The organism is Klebsiella sp. NPDC088457 (assembly GCF_044900465.1).
Taxonomy (GTDB): Bacteria; Pseudomonadota; Gammaproteobacteria; order Enterobacterales; family Enterobacteriaceae; genus Klebsiella.
Genome location: NZ_JBJDNH010000004.1, coordinates 113,293 through 130,346, shown reverse-complemented (window position 1 = coordinate 130,346; position 17,054 = coordinate 113,293). Strand labels below are relative to the sequence as shown.

Here is a 17,054-nt window from a genome sequence, read left to right as displayed (position 1 = left end):
ATGGCGATTTTCCGCTACCAGGCGCTCGATGAACGCGGCAAAACGCAGCGCGGCGTACAGCAGGCGGATTCCGCCCGCCACGCCCGCCAGCTGCTGCGGGAAAAAGGCTGGCTGCCGCTGGAGATTCACGCCGCCGAACGGGCGTTACCGGGCTCCGCTCGCGCGCTACTGACCCGACGCACCGGCGCCGGCGACCTGGCCTTATTGACCCGTCAGCTGGCCACCCTGGTGGCTGCGGCGATACCGTTAGAAAAAGCGCTGGAGGCCGTCGCTCAGCAGTGCGAAAAAACCCCTCTCAAAACCCTGATGGCCGGGGTACGCGGCAAAGTGCTGGAGGGCCACTCGCTGGCGGAGGCCATGCGCGGCTATCCGGGCTGTTTCGACCAGCTGTATTGCGCCATGGTGGCGGCAGGCGAAACGTCCGGCCATCTCGACGGGGTACTGAACCGGCTGGCGGACTATACCGAACAGCGCCAGCAGCTCCGCGCCCGACTGCTGCAGGCGATGATCTACCCTTGCGTCCTGACGCTGGTCGCCATCAGCGTGATCGCCATTCTGCTCTCAACGGTGGTGCCAAAAGTCGTCGATCAGTTTGTCCATCTCAGACAGGCCCTGCCGTTCTCCACCCGCTTGCTGATGAGCCTCAGCGATATGGTACGGACCGCCGGCCCCTGGCTGCTGCTGGCCCTGCTGCTCGGCGGCCTGCTGCTGCGCTATGCCCTGCGTCAGCCCGCGCGGCGACTGCAGTGGCATAAACAGCTGCTGCGCCTGCCGCTGATTGGCCGGGTGACCCGCAGCATCAACAGCGCCCGCTATGCCCGAACCTTAAGCATCCTTAACGCCAGCGCCGTCCCGCTGCTGCTGTCGATGCGCATCAGCGCTGAGGTATTGAGTAACGCCTGGGCGCGCCGCCAGCTGGAGACGGCGACGGAATCGGTTCGCGAAGGCGTCAGCCTGCATCGCGCCCTCGAAATGACCGCCCTCTTCCCACCGATGATGCGCTACATGGTGGCCAGCGGGGAACAGAGCGGGGAACTGAACGCCATGCTTGAGCGCGCCGCTGACAATCAGGACCGCGAGCTGAGCGCCCAAATCCAGATGGCGCTCAGCCTGTTTGAACCTTTGCTGGTGGTCGCTATGGCCGGGATGGTGTTGTTCATCGTGCTGGCGATTCTGCAACCGATCCTGCAGCTCAACAACCTTATGAGTATGTAATTGTATTAATGGAGAAAAATATGCAACGGCAACGCGGATTCACGTTACTGGAAATTATGGTGGTGATAGTCATCCTTGGTATTCTGGCAAGTCTGGTGGTGCCGAACTTAATGGGCAACAAAGAAAAAGCGGATCGCCAGAAGGTGGTCAGCGATCTGGTGGCGCTGGAAGGGGCGCTGGATATGTACAAGCTGGACAACAGCCGCTACCCCAACAGCGAGCAGGGGCTGCAGGCGTTGGTCGCCCGACCGACCGCCGAGCCGCAGGCGCGCAACTATCCAGAAGGCGGCTATATCCGTCGTCTGCCTCAGGATCCGTGGGGGAATGACTATCAGCTGCTGAGCCCGGGCCAGCACGGTCAGATCGATGTGTTTAGCGTCGGTCCGGACGGCATGCCGGATACCAATGACGATATCGGCAACTGGAATATCGGGAAAAAATAGTGCGACAGCGCGGCTTCACGCTCCTGGAAATGATGCTCATTTTGCTGTTAATGGGCGTCAGCGCGGGCATGGTTATGCTGGCGTTTCCGACCTCGCGCGCGGATGACGCGGCGCAGACCCTCGAGCGCTTTCAGACCCAGTTGCGCTTTATCCGCGAACGCGGGCGGCAAACCGGCCAGTTCTTTGGTATCTCGATTCATCCCGATCGCTGGCAGTTTATGCTGCTGCAGCCGCCCGAGGATAACGAAGCGAACGTCGGCACGGAGGACAGCTGGTACGGCTATCGCTGGCAGCCTCTGCCGGCGGGCCGCGTCGCCACCTCAGGCCGCCTCGCATCGGGAACCCTGGCGCTCAGTTTCCCTCAGGGTACGCCATGGGCGCCGGGAGAGCGGCCTGATGTGCTGCTGTTTCCCGGCGGCGAGGTGACGCCGTTCGAGCTGCAGGTCGGCACCGCGCAGGCGATAAGCGTCGACGCCCGCGGCACAATCCAGCCCGCGCAACGGGATGACAGACCATGAAACCACAATCCGGGATGACGCTTATCGAAGTGATGGTCGCACTGGTCGTGTTCGCCCTGGCCGGACTGGCCGTGATGCAGGCCACTCTCCAGCAGACCCGCCATCTTGGGCGTATGGAAGAGAAAACCCTCGCCAGCTGGCTTGCCGACAATCAGCTGGTGCAGTTGAAGCTGGAAAACCACTGGCCGGCGCTAAGCGCGTCGGAAACCACGGTGCAGGCCGCGGGGAGCCGCTGGCATATCCGCTGGCAAGGCGTGGAGACGGAGCTTCCACAGCTGAGGGCGCTGGATGTGGAAGTCCGTCATGATAAAAGCGATAAGACCCCGGTCGCGTCGCTCCGCACCTATGTGACACAACCATGAGCAGAAACAGAATCGGCGGTTTCACCCTCGTGGAAATGCTGCTGGCGCTGGCGATTCTGGCGGCGCTGAGCATGGCGGCGGTTGCGGTGCTGCAAAACGTCATCCGTGCGGACAGGCTGACCCGGGACAAGGGCCTGCAAATTCAGGCGCTCCAGAGCACCTTCAGCCAGATGGCCGCCGACTTCAATCAGATCATCCCCCGCCGGAGCCGCGGAAGCGCGAGCCTGTTCTTTGCCGGACGCTTCCAGCTCAACAGCGATGACTGGGCGCTGGCCTTTAGTCGCAACGGCTGGCCGAATCCGCTGGGCATGCTGCCCCGTTCAGAGATCCAGAACGTCAGCTATCGCCTGCGTCAGCAGCAGCTGGAGCGGCTGAGCTATGACCAGCAGGATCCGCTCACCGGGACTCAGCCGACGGTAGAGGTCCTGCAGAGCGGGGTAACAACCTTCCGCCTGCGCTTTTATGCCGAGGGTCGCTGGCAGGAGCGCTGGGACAGCGCGCAAAGCCTGCCGCAGGGCCTTGAAGTGACGCTGACGCTGGCGGGTTATGGTGAGATGACGCGGCTGTTTCTCCTCACGCCAGGAGCTGGTCAATGAGTCAACGACAGCGCGGCGTGGCGCTCCTGATGGTCCTGCTGATTCTGGCCTTAATGCTGGTGCTCGCCAGCGCCATCACCGAGCGGACGACGCGGCTCTATCAGCAGACCGCCACTACGCTCGATAACCTGCAGGCCAGATGGTACGCCCTGGGGGCGGAAACCATGGCCGCCGCGCTGCTCCAGCGCGATGCGCTGGACTCCCCGTATCAAACCCATCTGGCGCAAAACTGGGCGCAGGAAGGGCGGCGCTTTATGGTCAACGATGGCGAGATTGAGGCGGCCATCACCGACGGCCAGGCCTGCTTCAACCTCAACGCCATCAATCGCCGCACCGGTGAGGAAAGCGATGACCTCCCCTGGCCGACACGTACCTTTACCCGCCTGCTGGAAAGCCTCGGCGCCGAGCCGCAGCGCGCCGTCCAGATCGCCGCCGCGCTGCGCGACTGGATCGACAGCGACGCTCGGCCGCAGCGCAACGGGGGAGAGGACGAGGTGTATATGGCGCAAACTCCGGGATACCTCACCGCGAATCAGAAAATGCAGGATGTCAGCGAGCTGCGCCTGGTGGCCGGGATGGACGCGGCGCTGTATCAGCGCCTGCTGCCCTACGTCTGCGCCCTGCCGGACGAGGCGTGGCAGCTCAACGTCAATACGCTCAAACCCGCGCAGGCGGCCCTGCTGACGGCGCTGTTTCCCGGCGACCTGAGCCTCCAGCAGGCGCGCCAGCTGCTGCTGGCGCGCCCCAGAAGCGGCTGGAGCAGCGTCGCCGCCTTCCTGGCCCAGCCGGGCTTACAGACCCGCGATACCGCCGCCGCCCGCCCCTGGCTGACGGTGCATAGCGAACGATTTGTCGCCGCCTTCACCGTGGTGATGGGCAGCGCGCGTTATCAACAGCGTAGCGTCCTGCAAAAAGAGGGGCGCACGTTCCGCGTCATCCAGCGGCGCTATGGACTCTACAGGGTGGCCGATGAATAACGATAAAACACCACGCCGGACGATGCTCATTGTGCGCCTTGCCGCCCCGGAGCTGCCGGTTGCCTGGCGCCTGCGATCCCCGGATGAGCCGGAGCGGGAAGTTTCCGGCGAATGGCTTTCCGCCAACGATGACGCCACGCTGCCGGAGCTGGCGTTACGTTATCCCGCATGGGTGCTGGTTCCGGCCAGCGACTGCGCTTTTCACCACGTCACTCTGCCTGCGGGGGTTCGTAAACCTCCGCTGCAGGTGTTGCCATTTTTACTGGAAGAGCAACTGGCTACCGATCTCGAAGAGAGCCACTTCGCCCTGCTCCATCGCCAGCGGGAGAACTGCGCCGTGGCAGTGGTCCAGCGACAGAAAATGCAGTCCTGGCTCGCCCGCTGCGATCGTCTGGGGCTAAACATCCTCGCGCTGACGCCGGATGTGCTGACGCTACCGCAGCGTGCCGATCGCTGGAGCGCGGTCCTGGCCGGCGGACAATGGCTGATCCGCCGGGATGGCTACAGCGGTATGGCGGTGGAAGCGCCGTGGCTGGCGGAACTGCTCGCCGCCTGGGGAACGCTGCCGCCGATCGATTGCTATTCACCGCCGCCGGCGACGCCCGCGCCCTGGCGCCCGCGGCCGACGCAGGAGTTACTCGCCCTGGCGGCGGAGAACCCGGCGGCCCGGTACATCTGTTTGCGTCAGGGGAGCTTTGCGCCCAAGCGCCGCTGGCGACCCGCAGGCCAACGCTGGCGTCCGGCAATGGTCGCCGCGGTGCTTCTGGCAGCGCTGTGGAGTACCAACGCCGTGCTCGACCATCTCGCGCTAAGCCGTCAGGCAGACGCCGCCCGGGAGACCAGCCGGGCGTTTTATCGTCACTGGTTTAAAAGCGATAAAAACGTCATTAACCCGCGGCTACAGATGCAGCAGCATCTGCGCCAGCTTGACGCGTCGGCCGGCGCTTCTGCGCTGGTCGGTCATATCCGCGCCCTGCACAACTTCGTCGCCGACACCCCGGGGATTCAGCTACGGGCGCTAAGCTGGGACGCCGGGCGCAACGCGCTACAGCTCGATATCTCGGCGGCGTCCGCACGGGCGCTGGAACAGTTCACCACCCGTGCACAAACAGGGTTTCGCGTGCGGACTGGCGAAATGACGCCCCGCGCCGATGGCATTGAAGGGCGTCTGACACTGGAGGGCAACGATGGCTGACTTTCTCGTTTTATGGCAACAGCGCACGCCACGGGAACGGCGCCTGTTGATCGGCATGGGCCTGCTTCTGCTGCTGAGCGTGGTCTATTACGCACTGTGGCAACCCTGGCAAAACCGGGAGGCGCAATGGCGGCAAACCCTCGCCAGGGAGCGGGCCAGCTTGCGCTGGATGCAGCAGCAGACGCCGCAGCTACAGCAATTAGCTCACCACAAACCTGCCGCTGCCCGCGCCGCGAAGGAGGAACTCCCGGCCGTCATCATGCGTGAAGCAGCCCGTCAGAAGCTGGCCATCGTCCGGCTACAGCCGCAGGGAACGCGGCTGAACGTGACGCTGCAGGCCTGTACGTTTCAGGCGCTGATGCTCTGGCTGGACGCGCTGGCCCGCCAGGGAATAGCCACCTCTTCACTGGCGGTTAGCGCCCGGCCACAGCAGCCCGGCTGGGTGACGGTCAACGCCCTGGTACTGGAGCGGCAAGATGCCCGGTAAAACCGCCATCGGCCTGCTGCTGTCGGGCGCCTATCTATTCTGGCTGCTGGTCGCCGCTCCCGCTCGCCTGCTGACTCTTGCGCTACCGGAGGGCGTCGGCGTCGGCGAGCTCACCGGCACCGTATGGCAGGGTGAGGCCCGGCAGCTGACCTGGCGCGGCGTCAGTCTCGATCGCCTGCGCTGGAAGATGGCTTTTTCTTCCGGACTTCCCGGCTGGCAGATAACCCTCTCCGATCCCGGCGGAGTGCGCGGCCAGGTCTGGCTACACGGTTTGACAACGCTCAGGCTGCACGATGGCCATCTTGTCATTCCCGCCGCCCTCGCCAGCCGCTGGTTTACCCCCGATATCCCGGTTGAGGCCGGCGGCCAGATTAGCCTAACTCTGCCCGCCGGCCGCTTTAACCGTGCCGGCTGCCAGCAGCTGACGCAGGGGCGGGCACAATGGCAGGAAGCCCGGCTGAACTCTCCCGCCGGTACACTGGAGCTTGCCAGCGTGAGCGGTCAATTGAGCTGTACCCCCGCCGGTGCGCTGGCGCTGACCCTGCGCCAGGACTCTCAGCAGCTCAGCCTCAGCGGACAAGGCACTTTGAATCCCGACGGGCGCTACGCCTTTCGCGGTTCGCTCCAGATGCGCCAGGGCACCCCGCCGCTGCTGGCGATGCTGCTGGCACAAAACCCGCGTAAGGATGAACAGGGACGCATTCCCTGGCAGCTACAGGGACAATGGTAATCCCAGGAGAGATAATGACCTTACTGAACGCATTTTCGCTGCAGTTCCCGCTACTTTGGTGCGGATTGCTGTTTATTTTCGGCCTGACGTTTGGCAGCTTTTTTAACGTGGTCATTCATCGTTTACCGTTGATGATGGCGCACGGAGAAGACCCTGCCCGCTTCAACCTGTGCGTGCCCGCCTCCTTCTGCCCCCGCTGCCGGCAGCCCATTGCCTGGAGGGATAACATTCCTTTGCTCAGCTACCTTGCGCTGAAGGGGCGCTCGCGCTGCTGCCGGACGGCGATTTCACGCCGCTACCCGGTGACGGAACTCACCAGCGGGCTGCTGTTTGCGCTGGCCGGCTTCCTGCTGGCGCCGGGATTACCGCTGCTGGGCGGTCTGATACTTTTCTCCACCCTGCTGGTGCTGGCGATCGTCGATGGCACGACGCAGCTCCTGCCGGACCGGCTGACCCTGCCGCTGCTGTGGGCCGGACTGCTGTTTAATCTGGAGGGGACGTTTGTACCGCTCGCCGATGCGGTAACCGGCGCCATGGCGGGCTATTTATCGCTGTGGGCCGTTTACTGGCTATTCCGCCTGCTGACCGGCAAGGAGGCGCTAGGATATGGGGATTTTAAGCTGCTGGCGGCGCTAGGCGCCTGGTCCGGCTGGCAACAGCTCCCGCAGACGCTGCTGTTCGCCTCCGCCAGCGGCCTGGTCTGGACGGTACTGCAGCGTCTGCTCACGCGTCAGTCGCTGGAACAACCGCTGGCCTTCGGCCCCTGGCTGGCGCTGGCGGGCGGCGGGCTGTTTCTGTGGAACCAGGCTCTGTAACCCCGGCTTGCGCGATGCTACGCCTGCGACAATCGCCCATCCGGCGAAGCTGGTCGCCCGGATAAGGCGCCGCAATCCGGGGTCGCGACGGCCTACGAGTATTTTTTGGTGCGCCGGGTCGGCGCGGCGTTAGCCGGATCGTCCGGCCAGACGTGCCTGGGGTAACGCCCCTTCATCTCTTTTTGCACTTCACGATAGGCCCCCTGCCAGAAAGCGCTAAGGTCACGGGTGATTTGCAGCGGGCGCTGGGCGGGCGACAGCAGCTCCAGCACCAGCGCGACCCGCCCCTGGGCTATCGTTGGGGTGGCGGCTTCGCCAAACATCTCCTGCATACGCACCGCCAGCGCGGGCGGATTTTCTTGATGATAGCGAATCGCAATCCGGCTCCCGGTCGGCACGGTATAGTGCGTCGGCAGTTCGCTTTCCAGCTTCTGGCGCAGCGCCCACGGCAGCCAGTTGGATAATGCTTGACGAACGTCCAGCGCTTTCAGCGCGCGCAGCGAATGAACCCCGCTCATTTGCGGCAGCAGCCACGCTTCGAGCGATGCCAGCAGCGAGGCATCATCCACGGCGGGCCACGCCTCCTCCGCCAGCCACTGCGCGGCGCAGTGCAGGCGCAGACGCAGCTGCTCGGCCTCCGGCGTCCAGTTGAGCACGCCCAGCCCTTGATCGCGAATGCCGTTGAGCATCGCCTGATGCAGCTCCTCTTCCGATGGTTTCGCCAGCGGCTGAGTTTTCAGCACCAGCTGGCCGATACAGGTCCGTCGCCAGGCCTTCAGCGTACCCTGCACCTCATCCCACTCGATGGTATCAGACCGCCGGACCAGCCCGGGGCAGTGCGCGATCAGCTCGCCAGTATCCAGCGGCAGCGCGAGTAAAATACGTGCATCCGGCGATGCGCTGCCCTGCAGGAGGAGAGGCGCAATCAGCCATTCGTGACGCCCCAGCGCATCGTCGGCGTCGAGCATCGCCCCCATGCCGTTGGCGAGCTGATAGCGCCCTTCCTGACCCCGGCGGCGGGCAATCCGGTCGGCAAACGCCGGGGCCAGCAGCACGGCCAGACGTCGTGCGTCAGGCTGGCCGCCGCGGCTGGCCAGCCGTTTGACCAGCTGCTGCGCCCGCTGCTGCCAGTTTGGCTGCTGGCGCGCAAACGCCGTGCCGAGATCGCTGCCGCCGCCGCGCGGAGGTTCTTCAAGGATCGCCGCCAGCTTCGCCGCGGTAGCCGCATCGTCAGGATCCGTCGCCGCCGCCAGCATCGATGCCAGACGCGGATCGTTACCCAGGGTCGCCATTTTGCGCCCGTGCGCCGATAGCCTGTCCCCCTCCAGCGCCGACAGCGCAGTCAGTAAGCGACGCGCCGCCGCCAGATTTACCGCCGGGGGCAGATCCAGCCAGCTCAGCTGCGCCGGATCGGGGCAACCCCACTGTAAAAGCTCCAGCAGCAGCGCCGACAGATCGCTGTGCAGAATTTCCGCATCGCTCTGCACCGCCGCGCGCTCCGCCTGTTCTTTAGCGATCAAGTGCAGGCAGATCCCCGGCTCCAGACGCCCGGCGCGGCCGGCGCGCTGGGTCATTGAGGCCTGGCTAATGCGCTGGGTGATCAGCCGGGTTAAGCCGGTGCGGGCGTCGAAGCGGGCCACCCGCTCCTGAGCGCTATCGACCACCAGCCGAATGCCCTCGATGGTTAAGCTGGTCTCGGCGATATTGGTCGCCAGCACCACTTTGCGCTTGCCTTCAGCGGCTGGGAGAATCGCTTTACGTTGTTCGCTCAGCGACAGCGCTCCGTACAGCGGGCAGAGCACCACATCTTCCGCGACCCGTTCGGCCAGCTGCGCCTGTACCCGCTGAATCTCCCCCACTCCGGGGAGGAACAGCAACAGCGAACCGCGCTCCTGACGCAGCAGCTCCGCGGCGGCAATCGCCACCGCTTCATCAAAACGCTGATGGGCCGCCAGCGCCTGAAAACGTTTTTCCACCGGGAACGCCCGCCCGGCGGAGACGATCGTCGGCGCCTGCGGCAGCAACTGCTGCAGGCGATCGTTGTCCAGCGTCGCCGACATAATCAGCAGCTTCAGATCCTCACGCAGCCCCTGCTGGACATCGAGCAGCAGCGCCAGCGCCAGATCCGCCTGTAGGCTACGCTCGTGGAATTCATCGAGGATCACCAGTCCGACGCCGCTTAGCTCGGGATCGCGTTGGATCATCCGCGTCAGGATCCCTTCGGTGACGACCTCCAGCCGCGTGTCCGGCCCGACGCAGGTTTCGGCGCGCATCCGGTAGCCGACGGTACCGCCCGGCTTCTCATCCAGCAGCTCCGCCAGCCGCTGCGCCACGTTACGCGCCGCCAGCCGTCGCGGTTCCAGCAGGATAATCCGCCCGTCGATATGACCGGAGGCAAGGATCTGCAGCGGTAGCCAGGTCGATTTACCGGCGCCGGTCGGCGCAGTAAGCAACACCTGCGGCGCCTGCTGCAGGGCAGAGAGAAGTTCAGGGAGGACGGCAGCAACCGGCAATGACGACACGAAAGGCTCCGGAGGTTAACATTTGAGGGCAAGCATTGTAGCATCCTGATAATTCATTACCGAGTCTCTATCATGCCCGAGCCGAAAAGGCTGTTTTTCGCCCTTGAACTGCCCGCAGAAGCGCAACGGCAAATCGTCCACTGGCGTGCCGTGCACTTCCCGGATGATGCCGGACGGCCGGTGGCCGCCGATAACCTGCACCTGACGCTGGCGTTTCTCGGCGAGGTCAGCGCGGAGAAGCAGCGCGCGCTGGCGGCCCTCGCCGGGCGGATCCAGCAGCCCGGCTTCACGCTGACCCTTGACGATGCCGGGCAGTGGCTGCGTTCGCGGGTAGTATGGCTCGGCACGCGGCAGCCGCCGCGCGGCCTGCTGCAGCTGGCTAACATGCTGCGCGCCCAGGCGGCCCGTAGCGGCTGCTATCAGAGCCCGCAGCCGTTCCATCCGCATATTACTCTGCTGCGCGACGCCCGCCACGCGGTGCCCATTCCGCCGCCGGGATTTCAGTGGCGGTTTGCCGTCAATGAGTTTGTACTTTATGAGTCCAGTTTTGCCCGCGGACGCACCCGCTATACCGCTCTGGAACGTTATCCCTTCAACAAGGAAAGCTGATGCAGTTCAATCCTCCGTTACAGCCCGCCCTTTTAATTAAACGTTACAAACGGTTTCTGGCGGACGTGGTGACCCCCGATGGCCGGGAACTCACCCTGCATTGCCCAAATACCGGGGCGATGACCGGCTGCGCCGCCCCCGGCGATACGGTCTGGTATTCCACCTCGGATAATGCCAAACGCAAATACGCTCACACCTGGGAATTAACTGAAACCCAGCAGGGGGCGATAATCTGTGTTAATACTTTACGCGCCAATACTCTGGCGAAAGAAGCGGTTTTGGCCGGGAATATCCCCGAACTTTCTGGCTATAACACGCTGAAAAGTGAGGTGAAATATGGTGATGAGAACAGCCGTATCGATATTATGTTACAGGCAGAAGATCGACAAAACTGCTATATTGAAGTGAAATCGGTTACGTTGGCGGAAAGTAACAGCGGTTATTTCCCCGATGCCGTTACCGAACGCGGTCAGAAGCACCTGCGGGAGCTGATGAGCGTCGCGGCGGCAGGCGACCGGGCCGTCATTCTGTTCGCCGTGCTCCATTCGGCGATCGATCGTTTCTCACCCGCGCATCATATTGATGCCAGATACGCACAGTTGTTGATCGAGGCGCAAGCCAGGGGGGTAGAAATTCTCGCGTACAAAGCGGAACTTTCTACCGAAATGATGACTCTGAATAAGCCGATTACCGTGGTGTTAACCCCCGGTAAATAAACGGCTAAATTATGTCCGGGTCGCGAGCGCAAATACGCTTTTCTTCACAGGGTTGTCAAGTGTAACGTTTAGATAATTGCTATCCGGAAAAGCATCTGCTATTTATAGCGGCCTGATTTTTCCCCCAACATGGGGATCGATAGTGCGTGTTAAGGAGAAGCAACATGCAAGAAGGGCAAAACCGTAAAACATCGTCCCTGAGTATTCTCGCCATCGCTGGGGTGGAGCCGTATCAAGAGAAGCCGGGCGAAGAGTATATGAACGAAGCCCAGCTGGCGCACTTCAAGCGTATTCTTGAGGCATGGCGTAATCAACTCAGGGATGAAGTGGATCGCACCGTATCGCATATGCAGGATGAAGCAGCTAACTTCCCGGATCCGGTAGACCGTGCCGCTCAGGAAGAAGAGTTCAGCCTGGAACTGCGTAACCGCGACCGCGAACGTAAACTGATCAAAAAGATCGAGAAGACGCTGAAGAAAGTCGAAGACGAAGATTTCGGCTTCTGCGAATCCTGTGGCGTTGAGATTGGCATTCGCCGTCTGGAAGCGCGTCCGACCGCTGACCTGTGCATCGACTGCAAAACGCTGGCGGAAATTCGCGAAAAACAGATGGCAGGCTAATCCGCTTCGCTATCGTATCTCCGGCGGGAGTTTCTCCCGCCTCCATGTTTTATTCGTCACTCATGAATGACTCACACTATATCGGCCGCTTTGCCCCCTCACCTTCCGGCGAACTCCACTTCGGCTCTCTGATTGCCGCGCTCGGCAGCTACCTGCAGGCCCGTGCGCGCAACGGTATCTGGCGCGTACGTATTGAAGATATCGATCCGCCGCGTGAGGTCCCCGGCGCCGCCAGTACCATTCTGCGCCAGTTAGAACACTACGGCCTGCACTGGGACGGCGAAGTGCTGTGGCAGTCGCAGCGTCATGAAGCCTACCGCGAGCGGCTTGCCTGGCTCCATCAGCAGGGGCTTTGCTATTACTGCACCTGCACCCGGGCGCGTATTCATGCCGTCGGCGGAGTTTATGATGGACACTGCCGCGATTTGCAGCTGCCTGCGGACAACGCGGCCCTGCGCTTACGCCAGACGCGGCCGGTACTCGCATTTTATGACCAGCTGCGCGGCACGCTCGTCGCCGATGAACCGCTGGCGCGTGAAGATTTCATCATCCATCGTCGCGACGGCCTGTTCGCCTATAATCTTGCAGTGGTGGTGGACGATTACTTTCAAGGGGTGACTGAAATCGTGCGCGGTGCCGATCTTATCGAGCCCACGGTGCGGCAGATTTCGCTGTATCACCATTTCGGCTGGCAGGCCCCGGACTACGTCCATCTGCCGTTGGCGCTCAATGCCCAGGGGAATAAACTCTCCAAACAAAACCACGCCCCGGCGCTGCCGGAAGGCGATCCGCGGCCCGAAATTATGCGGGCGTTAATGTTTCTGAATCAGGATATTGAGCAGGAATGGCGCGCGCTGAGTATTGCAGATTTACTCAGCAATGCGGTAGCGAACTGGAAACCGGAAAAAATCCAGCATTCTCAAATGACTCTCGCTGAGCTATGATTAGCCGCTATTTTTTGTCCTGAAGTCCGTCTGACACTACGAGGTGCAACATTTTTACCCGAGTCGCTAATTTTTGCCGTAAGGTGCTAAGCCGTGAGGAGCGCGAGGCAGAAGCCGCCGTTGAACAAACGCATATGACGGTTATCCCGCGTGAACAGCATGCAATTTCCCGCAAAGATATCAGTGATAATGCCCTCAAGGTGCTCTATCGACTGAACAAGGCGGGCTATGAAGCCTATCTCGTCGGCGGTGGCGTACGTGACCTGCTGCTTGGCAAAAAGCCCAAAGATTTTGACGTCACCACCAGCGCGACGCCGGACCAGGTACGAAAACTGTTCCGCAACTGCCGGCTGGTGGGCCGTCGTTTCCGCCTGGCGCACGTGATGTTCGGGCCGGAAATTATCGAAGTCGCCACCTTTCGCGGTCACCACGAGGGGCACACCACCGATCGTGTAACCTCGCAGCGCGGCCAGAACGGTATGCTGCTGCGCGACAACATCTTCGGTTCGATCGAAGAAGATGCCCAGCGCCGTGACTTCACCATCAACAGCCTGTATTACAGCGTGGCCGACTTTACCGTACGCGACTACGTCGGCGGCATGAAAGATCTGCAGGACGGCGTTATCCGTCTGATTGGCGATCCGGAAACCCGCTATCGCGAAGATCCGGTACGCATGCTGCGCGCGGTGCGCTTCGCCGCCAAGCTCAATATGAACATCAGTACGGAATCCGCCGAGCCGATTCCACGTCTCGCGGCGCTGCTCCACGACGTGCCGCCGGCGCGCCTGTTCGAAGAAGTGCTGAAGCTGCTGCAGGCGGGCAACGGGTATGACACCTACATGCTGCTGCGTGAATATAACCTGTTCCAGCCGCTGTTCCCGACCATCACCCGCTACTTTACCGAGCGCGGCGATAGCCCGATGGAGCACATCATTAGCCAGGTGCTGAAGAATACCGATAACCGCATCCATAACGACATGCGCGTTAACCCGGCGTTCCTGTTCGCGGTGATGTTCTGGTACCCACTGCTGGAAATGGCGCAGAAAATCACTCAGGAGAGCGGCCTGGCGTACAACGACGCCTTCGCGCTGGCGATGAATGACGTCCTGGATGAAGCCTGCCGTACGCTGGCGATTCCGAAACGCATCACCACCCTGGTGCGCGATATCTGGCAGCTGCAGCTGCGCATGTCCCGTCGCCAGGGCAAACGTGCCTGGAAGCTGATGGAGCACCCGAAATTCCGCGCCGCCTACGATCTGCTTGAACTGCGCGCCGGCGCCGAAAAAAATGGCGAGCTGCAGCGTCTGACCAAATGGTGGGGCGAGTTCCAGGTTGCCGCGCCGCCAGATCAAAAAGAGATGCTTAACGGGCTGGATGAAGAACCGGCGCCGCGCCGTCGCCATCGTCGTCCGCGTAAGCGCGCACCGCGCCAGGGCAGCGCATGACCCGCGTCTATATCGCTATCGGCAGCAATCTGGCCTCGCCTCTCGATCAGGTGAATGCTGCCGTTGCGGCGCTGGCAGAGATCCCGGAGAGCCGGATCGTCGCCGTCTCCTCGTTTTATCGCACCCCGCCGCTGGGGCCGCAGGATCAACCTGATTACCTCAACGCCGCCGTCGCGCTGGACACCCATCTGCAGGCGGAAGCCCTGTTGGATCATACCCAGCGCATCGAGCTGCAGCAGGGCCGCGAACGCAAAGCCGAACGCTGGGGCCCCCGTACGCTGGACCTCGATATCATGTTATTTGGCGACGCCGTCATTCACACCGCACGCCTGACGGTCCCCCATTATGATATGAAAAACCGCGGTTTTATGCTGTGGCCGCTGTTTGAGATCGCCCCTGAGCTGCACTTCCCTGACGGCATCGCATTACGCACGGTGCTGACAAATCTCGCCGCCGACCGGCCGGCTATCTGGTAGTCTCCCCTCACCTTTTTTACCCTTTACGGCGATCGCGCTAATCGGTTGCCTAAAACCATTGCCCCTCTGAATGCTGCTGTTAGAATGCCGGTTAATATGACTTTCATCATCAGGAAACGTTATGAAACCGACTACTATCGCTGTGCTGCAGAAATGCAAACAGGAGAAGAAGCGCTTCGCCACGATCACCGCCTATGACTTCAGCTTTGCGAAGCTGTTTGCCGATGAAGGCATCAACGTGATGCTGGTAGGCGACTCGCTGGGGATGACGGTACAGGGGCACGACTCGACCCTCCCGGTGACCGTAGACGATATCGCCTATCACACCCAGGCGGTACGTCGCGGGGCGCCTAACTGTCTGCTGCTCGCCGACCTGCCGTTTATGGCTTACGCCACGCCGGAGCAGACCTTTGCCAATGCCGCCGTAGTGATGCGCGCCGGCGCCAACATGGTCAAAATCGAAGGCGGCGCCTGGCTTGCGGATACGGTGAAAATGCTGGCAGAGCGTGCGGTACCGGTTTGTGGTCACCTCGGCTTAACGCCGCAGTCGGTGAATATTTTCGGTGGTTACAAAGTTCAGGGGCGCGGCGACGCGGCGCAGGCGCTGTTTGAAGACGCGCTGGCGTTAGAAGCGGCGGGCGCACAGCTGCTGGTACTGGAGTGCGTTCCGGTGGCGCTGGCTCAACGTATCACCGAGGCGTTAACCATTCCGGTAATCGGCATCGGCGCGGGCAACGTCACGGATGGTCAGATCCTCGTGATGCATGACGCGTTCGGGATCACCGGCGGCCATATCCCTAAATTTGCCAAAAATTTCCTTGCTGAAGCGGGCGACATGCGCGCCGCAGTGCGGCAGTATATTGCCGACGTCGAGTCCGGCGTTTATCCGGGCGAAGAACACAGTTTCCATTAAGGAGTCTTGTTGTGCTGATTATTGAATCCCTGCCGCTGCTGCGCCAGCATATCCGTCGCTTACGTCAGGAAGGCAAGCGTATCGCGCTGGTGCCCACCATGGGCAACCTGCACGACGGTCATATGAAGCTGGTGGACGAAGCCAAAGCCAGCGCAGATGTCGTGGTGGTCACTATTTTCGTCAACCCGATGCAGTTTGACCGCCCCGACGATCTGTCGCGCTATCCGCGTACGCTGCAGGATGATTGCGAAAAGCTGAACAAACGTAAGGTGGACTTTGTTTTCGCCCCGGCGTCGGCTGAAATCTATCCGCACGGTACCGAAGGCCAGACCTATGTCGAGGTGCCGGGCCTGTCGACCATGCTGGAAGGCGCCAGCCGCCCGGGCCACTTCCGCGGCGTGTCGACCATCGTCAGCAAGCTGTTTAACCTGGTCCAGCCGGACGTCGCCTGCTTTGGCGAGAAGGATTTCCAGCAGCTGGCGCTGATCCGCAAGATGGTCGCCGACATGGGCTATGACATCGAGATCGTCGGCGTGCCGATTATCCGCGCCAAAGACGGTTTAGCCCTCAGCTCACGCAACGGCTACCTCACCGCGGACCAGCGTAAAATCGCGCCAGGCCTGCACAAGGTACTGAGCGCCGCGGCCGCGAAGCTGAGCGCAGGTGAACGTAACCTGGAGGAGATCATTACCCTCGCCGGGCAGGAGCTGAATGAGAAAGGCTTCCGCGCGGATGATATCCAGATCCGTGATGCCGATACGCTGCTGGAACTCACGGAAAGCAGTCAACGGGCGGTAATTCTGATGGCGGCATGGCTGGGCCAGGCGCGTTTGATCGATAACCAAATCGTCGAGCTGAGCCGGTAGACAAAGGTTAAAAATCTGGCACTATTGCCAGGCATTTACGCAAAGCGGATACCACGTCCGCTTCGTATCGTTAAGGTATATACCCGGGCCAGACCGGGTTGCCGGAAGACGGTAAGCTGGAGAATCACCACCGTCCCTCAGGGCGAGGCGCAGGGATGAGCCGGTTCTCTCAGCCGTCAACAGACGTGCAGCCTGGAGTACGGCGGGAATAAAGGTAGACATCATGATTCGTAATATGCTGCAGGGCAAACTCCACCGCGTTAAAGTCACGCAGGCCGACCTGCACTATGAAGGCTCCTGCGCCATTGACCAGGATTTCCTCGATGCGTCCGGCATTCTGGAAAATGAGGCCATTCACATCTGGAACGTGACCAACGGTAACCGCTTCTCCACCTATGCCATTGCCGCAGAGCGCGGTTCCCGCATCATTTCGGTGAACGGCGCGGCCGCGCACTGTGCGAGCGTCGGCGACATTCTGATTATCGCCAGCTTCGTCACCATGCCTGATGAAGAAGCGCGCCGCTGGCAGCCAAAAGTTGCCTATTTTGAAGGCGATAACGAAATGAAGCGCCAGGCAAAAGCCATTCCGGTCCAGGTCGCCTGAT

The 17,054-nt window shown here is 61.9% G+C and carries 20 protein-coding genes; 19 read left to right on the top strand and 1 reads right to left on the bottom strand.

The window, feature by feature from the left end:
* The 10 genes from gspF to ACI2JR_RS04495 are packed head-to-tail and all read left to right on the top strand — an operon-like array spanning nucleotide 1 to nucleotide 7,338.
* Nucleotides 1-1,215 carry a type II secretion system inner membrane protein GspF gene (gspF, locus tag ACI2JR_RS04540; RefSeq protein ID WP_462477978.1) on the top strand — a complete coding sequence of 405 codons (1,215 nt, stop codon included), beginning with the start codon at nucleotides 1-3 and terminating at the stop codon, nucleotides 1,213-1,215.
* Between the two features lie 20 nt (nucleotides 1,216-1,235).
* Complete coding sequence (gspG, locus tag ACI2JR_RS04535) at nucleotides 1,236-1,658, top strand: type II secretion system major pseudopilin GspG (protein WP_462477977.1); 423 nt, start codon at nucleotides 1,236-1,238, stop codon at nucleotides 1,656-1,658.
* Nucleotides 1,658-2,176, top strand: coding sequence for a type II secretion system minor pseudopilin GspH (gspH, locus tag ACI2JR_RS04530; protein ID WP_462477976.1), 519 nt, complete (start codon nucleotides 1,658-1,660; stop codon nucleotides 2,174-2,176). The genes gspG and gspH overlap by 1 nt, the downstream gene beginning before the upstream one ends.
* On the top strand, nucleotides 2,173-2,538 hold the full coding sequence (gene gspI / locus ACI2JR_RS04525) for a type II secretion system minor pseudopilin GspI (protein ID WP_462477975.1): 366 nt from the start codon (nucleotides 2,173-2,175) through the stop codon (nucleotides 2,536-2,538). The genes gspH and gspI overlap by 4 nt, the downstream gene beginning before the upstream one ends.
* Nucleotides 2,535-3,134, top strand: coding sequence for a type II secretion system minor pseudopilin GspJ (gene gspJ / locus ACI2JR_RS04520; RefSeq protein WP_462477974.1), 600 nt, complete (start codon nucleotides 2,535-2,537; stop codon nucleotides 3,132-3,134). The genes gspI and gspJ overlap by 4 nt, the downstream gene beginning before the upstream one ends.
* A complete protein-coding gene (gene gspK, locus ACI2JR_RS04515; protein WP_462477973.1) occupies nucleotides 3,131-4,111 on the top strand; it encodes a type II secretion system minor pseudopilin GspK in 981 nt (326 codons plus the stop codon). Before gspJ ends, gspK begins: the two co-directional genes overlap by 4 nt.
* The gene (gspL, locus tag ACI2JR_RS04510; protein WP_462477972.1) at nucleotides 4,104-5,306 is read left to right on the top strand and encodes a type II secretion system protein GspL; all 1,203 of its coding nucleotides are present in this window, start codon (nucleotides 4,104-4,106) and stop codon (nucleotides 5,304-5,306) included. The genes gspK and gspL overlap by 8 nt, the downstream gene beginning before the upstream one ends.
* Nucleotides 5,299-5,793, top strand: a complete 495-nt coding sequence (gspM, locus tag ACI2JR_RS04505; RefSeq protein ID WP_462477971.1) for a type II secretion system protein GspM — start codon at nucleotides 5,299-5,301, stop codon at nucleotides 5,791-5,793. The genes gspL and gspM overlap by 8 nt, the downstream gene beginning before the upstream one ends.
* Nucleotides 5,783-6,523 (top strand): type II secretion system protein N, encoded by a 741-nt coding sequence (locus tag ACI2JR_RS04500; protein WP_462477970.1) that lies wholly within the window; start codon nucleotides 5,783-5,785, stop codon nucleotides 6,521-6,523. Before gspM ends, ACI2JR_RS04500 begins: the two co-directional genes overlap by 11 nt.
* A 14-nt stretch (nucleotides 6,524-6,537) precedes the next feature.
* Nucleotides 6,538-7,338: a prepilin peptidase gene (locus ACI2JR_RS04495; protein WP_462477969.1), complete on the top strand. Its 801-nt coding sequence runs from the start codon at nucleotides 6,538-6,540 to the stop codon at nucleotides 7,336-7,338.
* A gap of 92 nt (nucleotides 7,339-7,430) precedes the next feature.
* Here ACI2JR_RS04495 and hrpB read toward each other — a convergent pair whose 3' ends face one another.
* Nucleotides 7,431-9,860, bottom strand: coding sequence for an ATP-dependent helicase HrpB (gene hrpB, locus ACI2JR_RS04490; RefSeq protein ID WP_462477968.1), 2,430 nt, complete (start codon nucleotides 9,858-9,860; stop codon nucleotides 7,431-7,433).
* A 72-nt stretch (nucleotides 9,861-9,932) separates the two neighbouring features.
* On the opposite strand from hrpB, the gene thpR reads away from it, so the two are divergent.
* The 9 genes from thpR (at nucleotide 9,933) to panD (ending at nucleotide 17,053) form a co-directional block, all read left to right on the top strand.
* Complete coding sequence (gene thpR, locus ACI2JR_RS04485; RefSeq protein ID WP_462477967.1) at nucleotides 9,933-10,469, top strand: RNA 2',3'-cyclic phosphodiesterase; 537 nt, start codon at nucleotides 9,933-9,935, stop codon at nucleotides 10,467-10,469.
* Nucleotides 10,469-11,185: a DNA/RNA nuclease SfsA gene (gene sfsA, locus ACI2JR_RS04480; protein ID WP_132729863.1), complete on the top strand. Its 717-nt coding sequence runs from the start codon at nucleotides 10,469-10,471 to the stop codon at nucleotides 11,183-11,185. The genes thpR and sfsA overlap by 1 nt, the downstream gene beginning before the upstream one ends.
* A 164-nt stretch (nucleotides 11,186-11,349) precedes the next feature.
* A complete protein-coding gene (gene dksA, locus ACI2JR_RS04475) occupies nucleotides 11,350-11,805 on the top strand; it encodes an RNA polymerase-binding protein DksA (RefSeq protein ID WP_004858018.1) in 456 nt (151 codons plus the stop codon).
* Between the two features lie 44 nt (nucleotides 11,806-11,849).
* On the top strand, nucleotides 11,850-12,749 hold the full coding sequence (gluQRS, locus tag ACI2JR_RS04470; protein WP_462477966.1) for a tRNA glutamyl-Q(34) synthetase GluQRS: 900 nt from the start codon (nucleotides 11,850-11,852) through the stop codon (nucleotides 12,747-12,749).
* 50 nt (nucleotides 12,750-12,799) lie between these two features.
* Nucleotides 12,800-14,194, top strand: a complete 1,395-nt coding sequence (gene pcnB / locus ACI2JR_RS04465) for a polynucleotide adenylyltransferase PcnB (protein ID WP_132729865.1) — start codon at nucleotides 12,800-12,802, stop codon at nucleotides 14,192-14,194.
* Nucleotides 14,191-14,670, top strand: coding sequence for a 2-amino-4-hydroxy-6-hydroxymethyldihydropteridine diphosphokinase (folK, locus tag ACI2JR_RS04460; protein WP_132729866.1), 480 nt, complete (start codon nucleotides 14,191-14,193; stop codon nucleotides 14,668-14,670). Before pcnB ends, folK begins: the two co-directional genes overlap by 4 nt.
* A 121-nt stretch (nucleotides 14,671-14,791) precedes the next feature.
* Entirely contained in the window at nucleotides 14,792-15,583 is a 792-nt protein-coding gene (panB, locus tag ACI2JR_RS04455) for a 3-methyl-2-oxobutanoate hydroxymethyltransferase (RefSeq protein ID WP_132729867.1), read from the top strand.
* 11 nt (nucleotides 15,584-15,594) lie between these two features.
* Nucleotides 15,595-16,449, top strand: coding sequence for a pantoate--beta-alanine ligase (panC, locus tag ACI2JR_RS04450; protein WP_132729868.1), 855 nt, complete (start codon nucleotides 15,595-15,597; stop codon nucleotides 16,447-16,449).
* A gap of 223 nt (nucleotides 16,450-16,672) precedes the next feature.
* Nucleotides 16,673-17,053 carry an aspartate 1-decarboxylase gene (gene panD, locus ACI2JR_RS04445; RefSeq protein ID WP_004858002.1) on the top strand — a complete coding sequence of 127 codons (381 nt, stop codon included), beginning with the start codon at nucleotides 16,673-16,675 and terminating at the stop codon, nucleotides 17,051-17,053.
* Nucleotide 17,054: the final 1 nt, after the last annotated feature.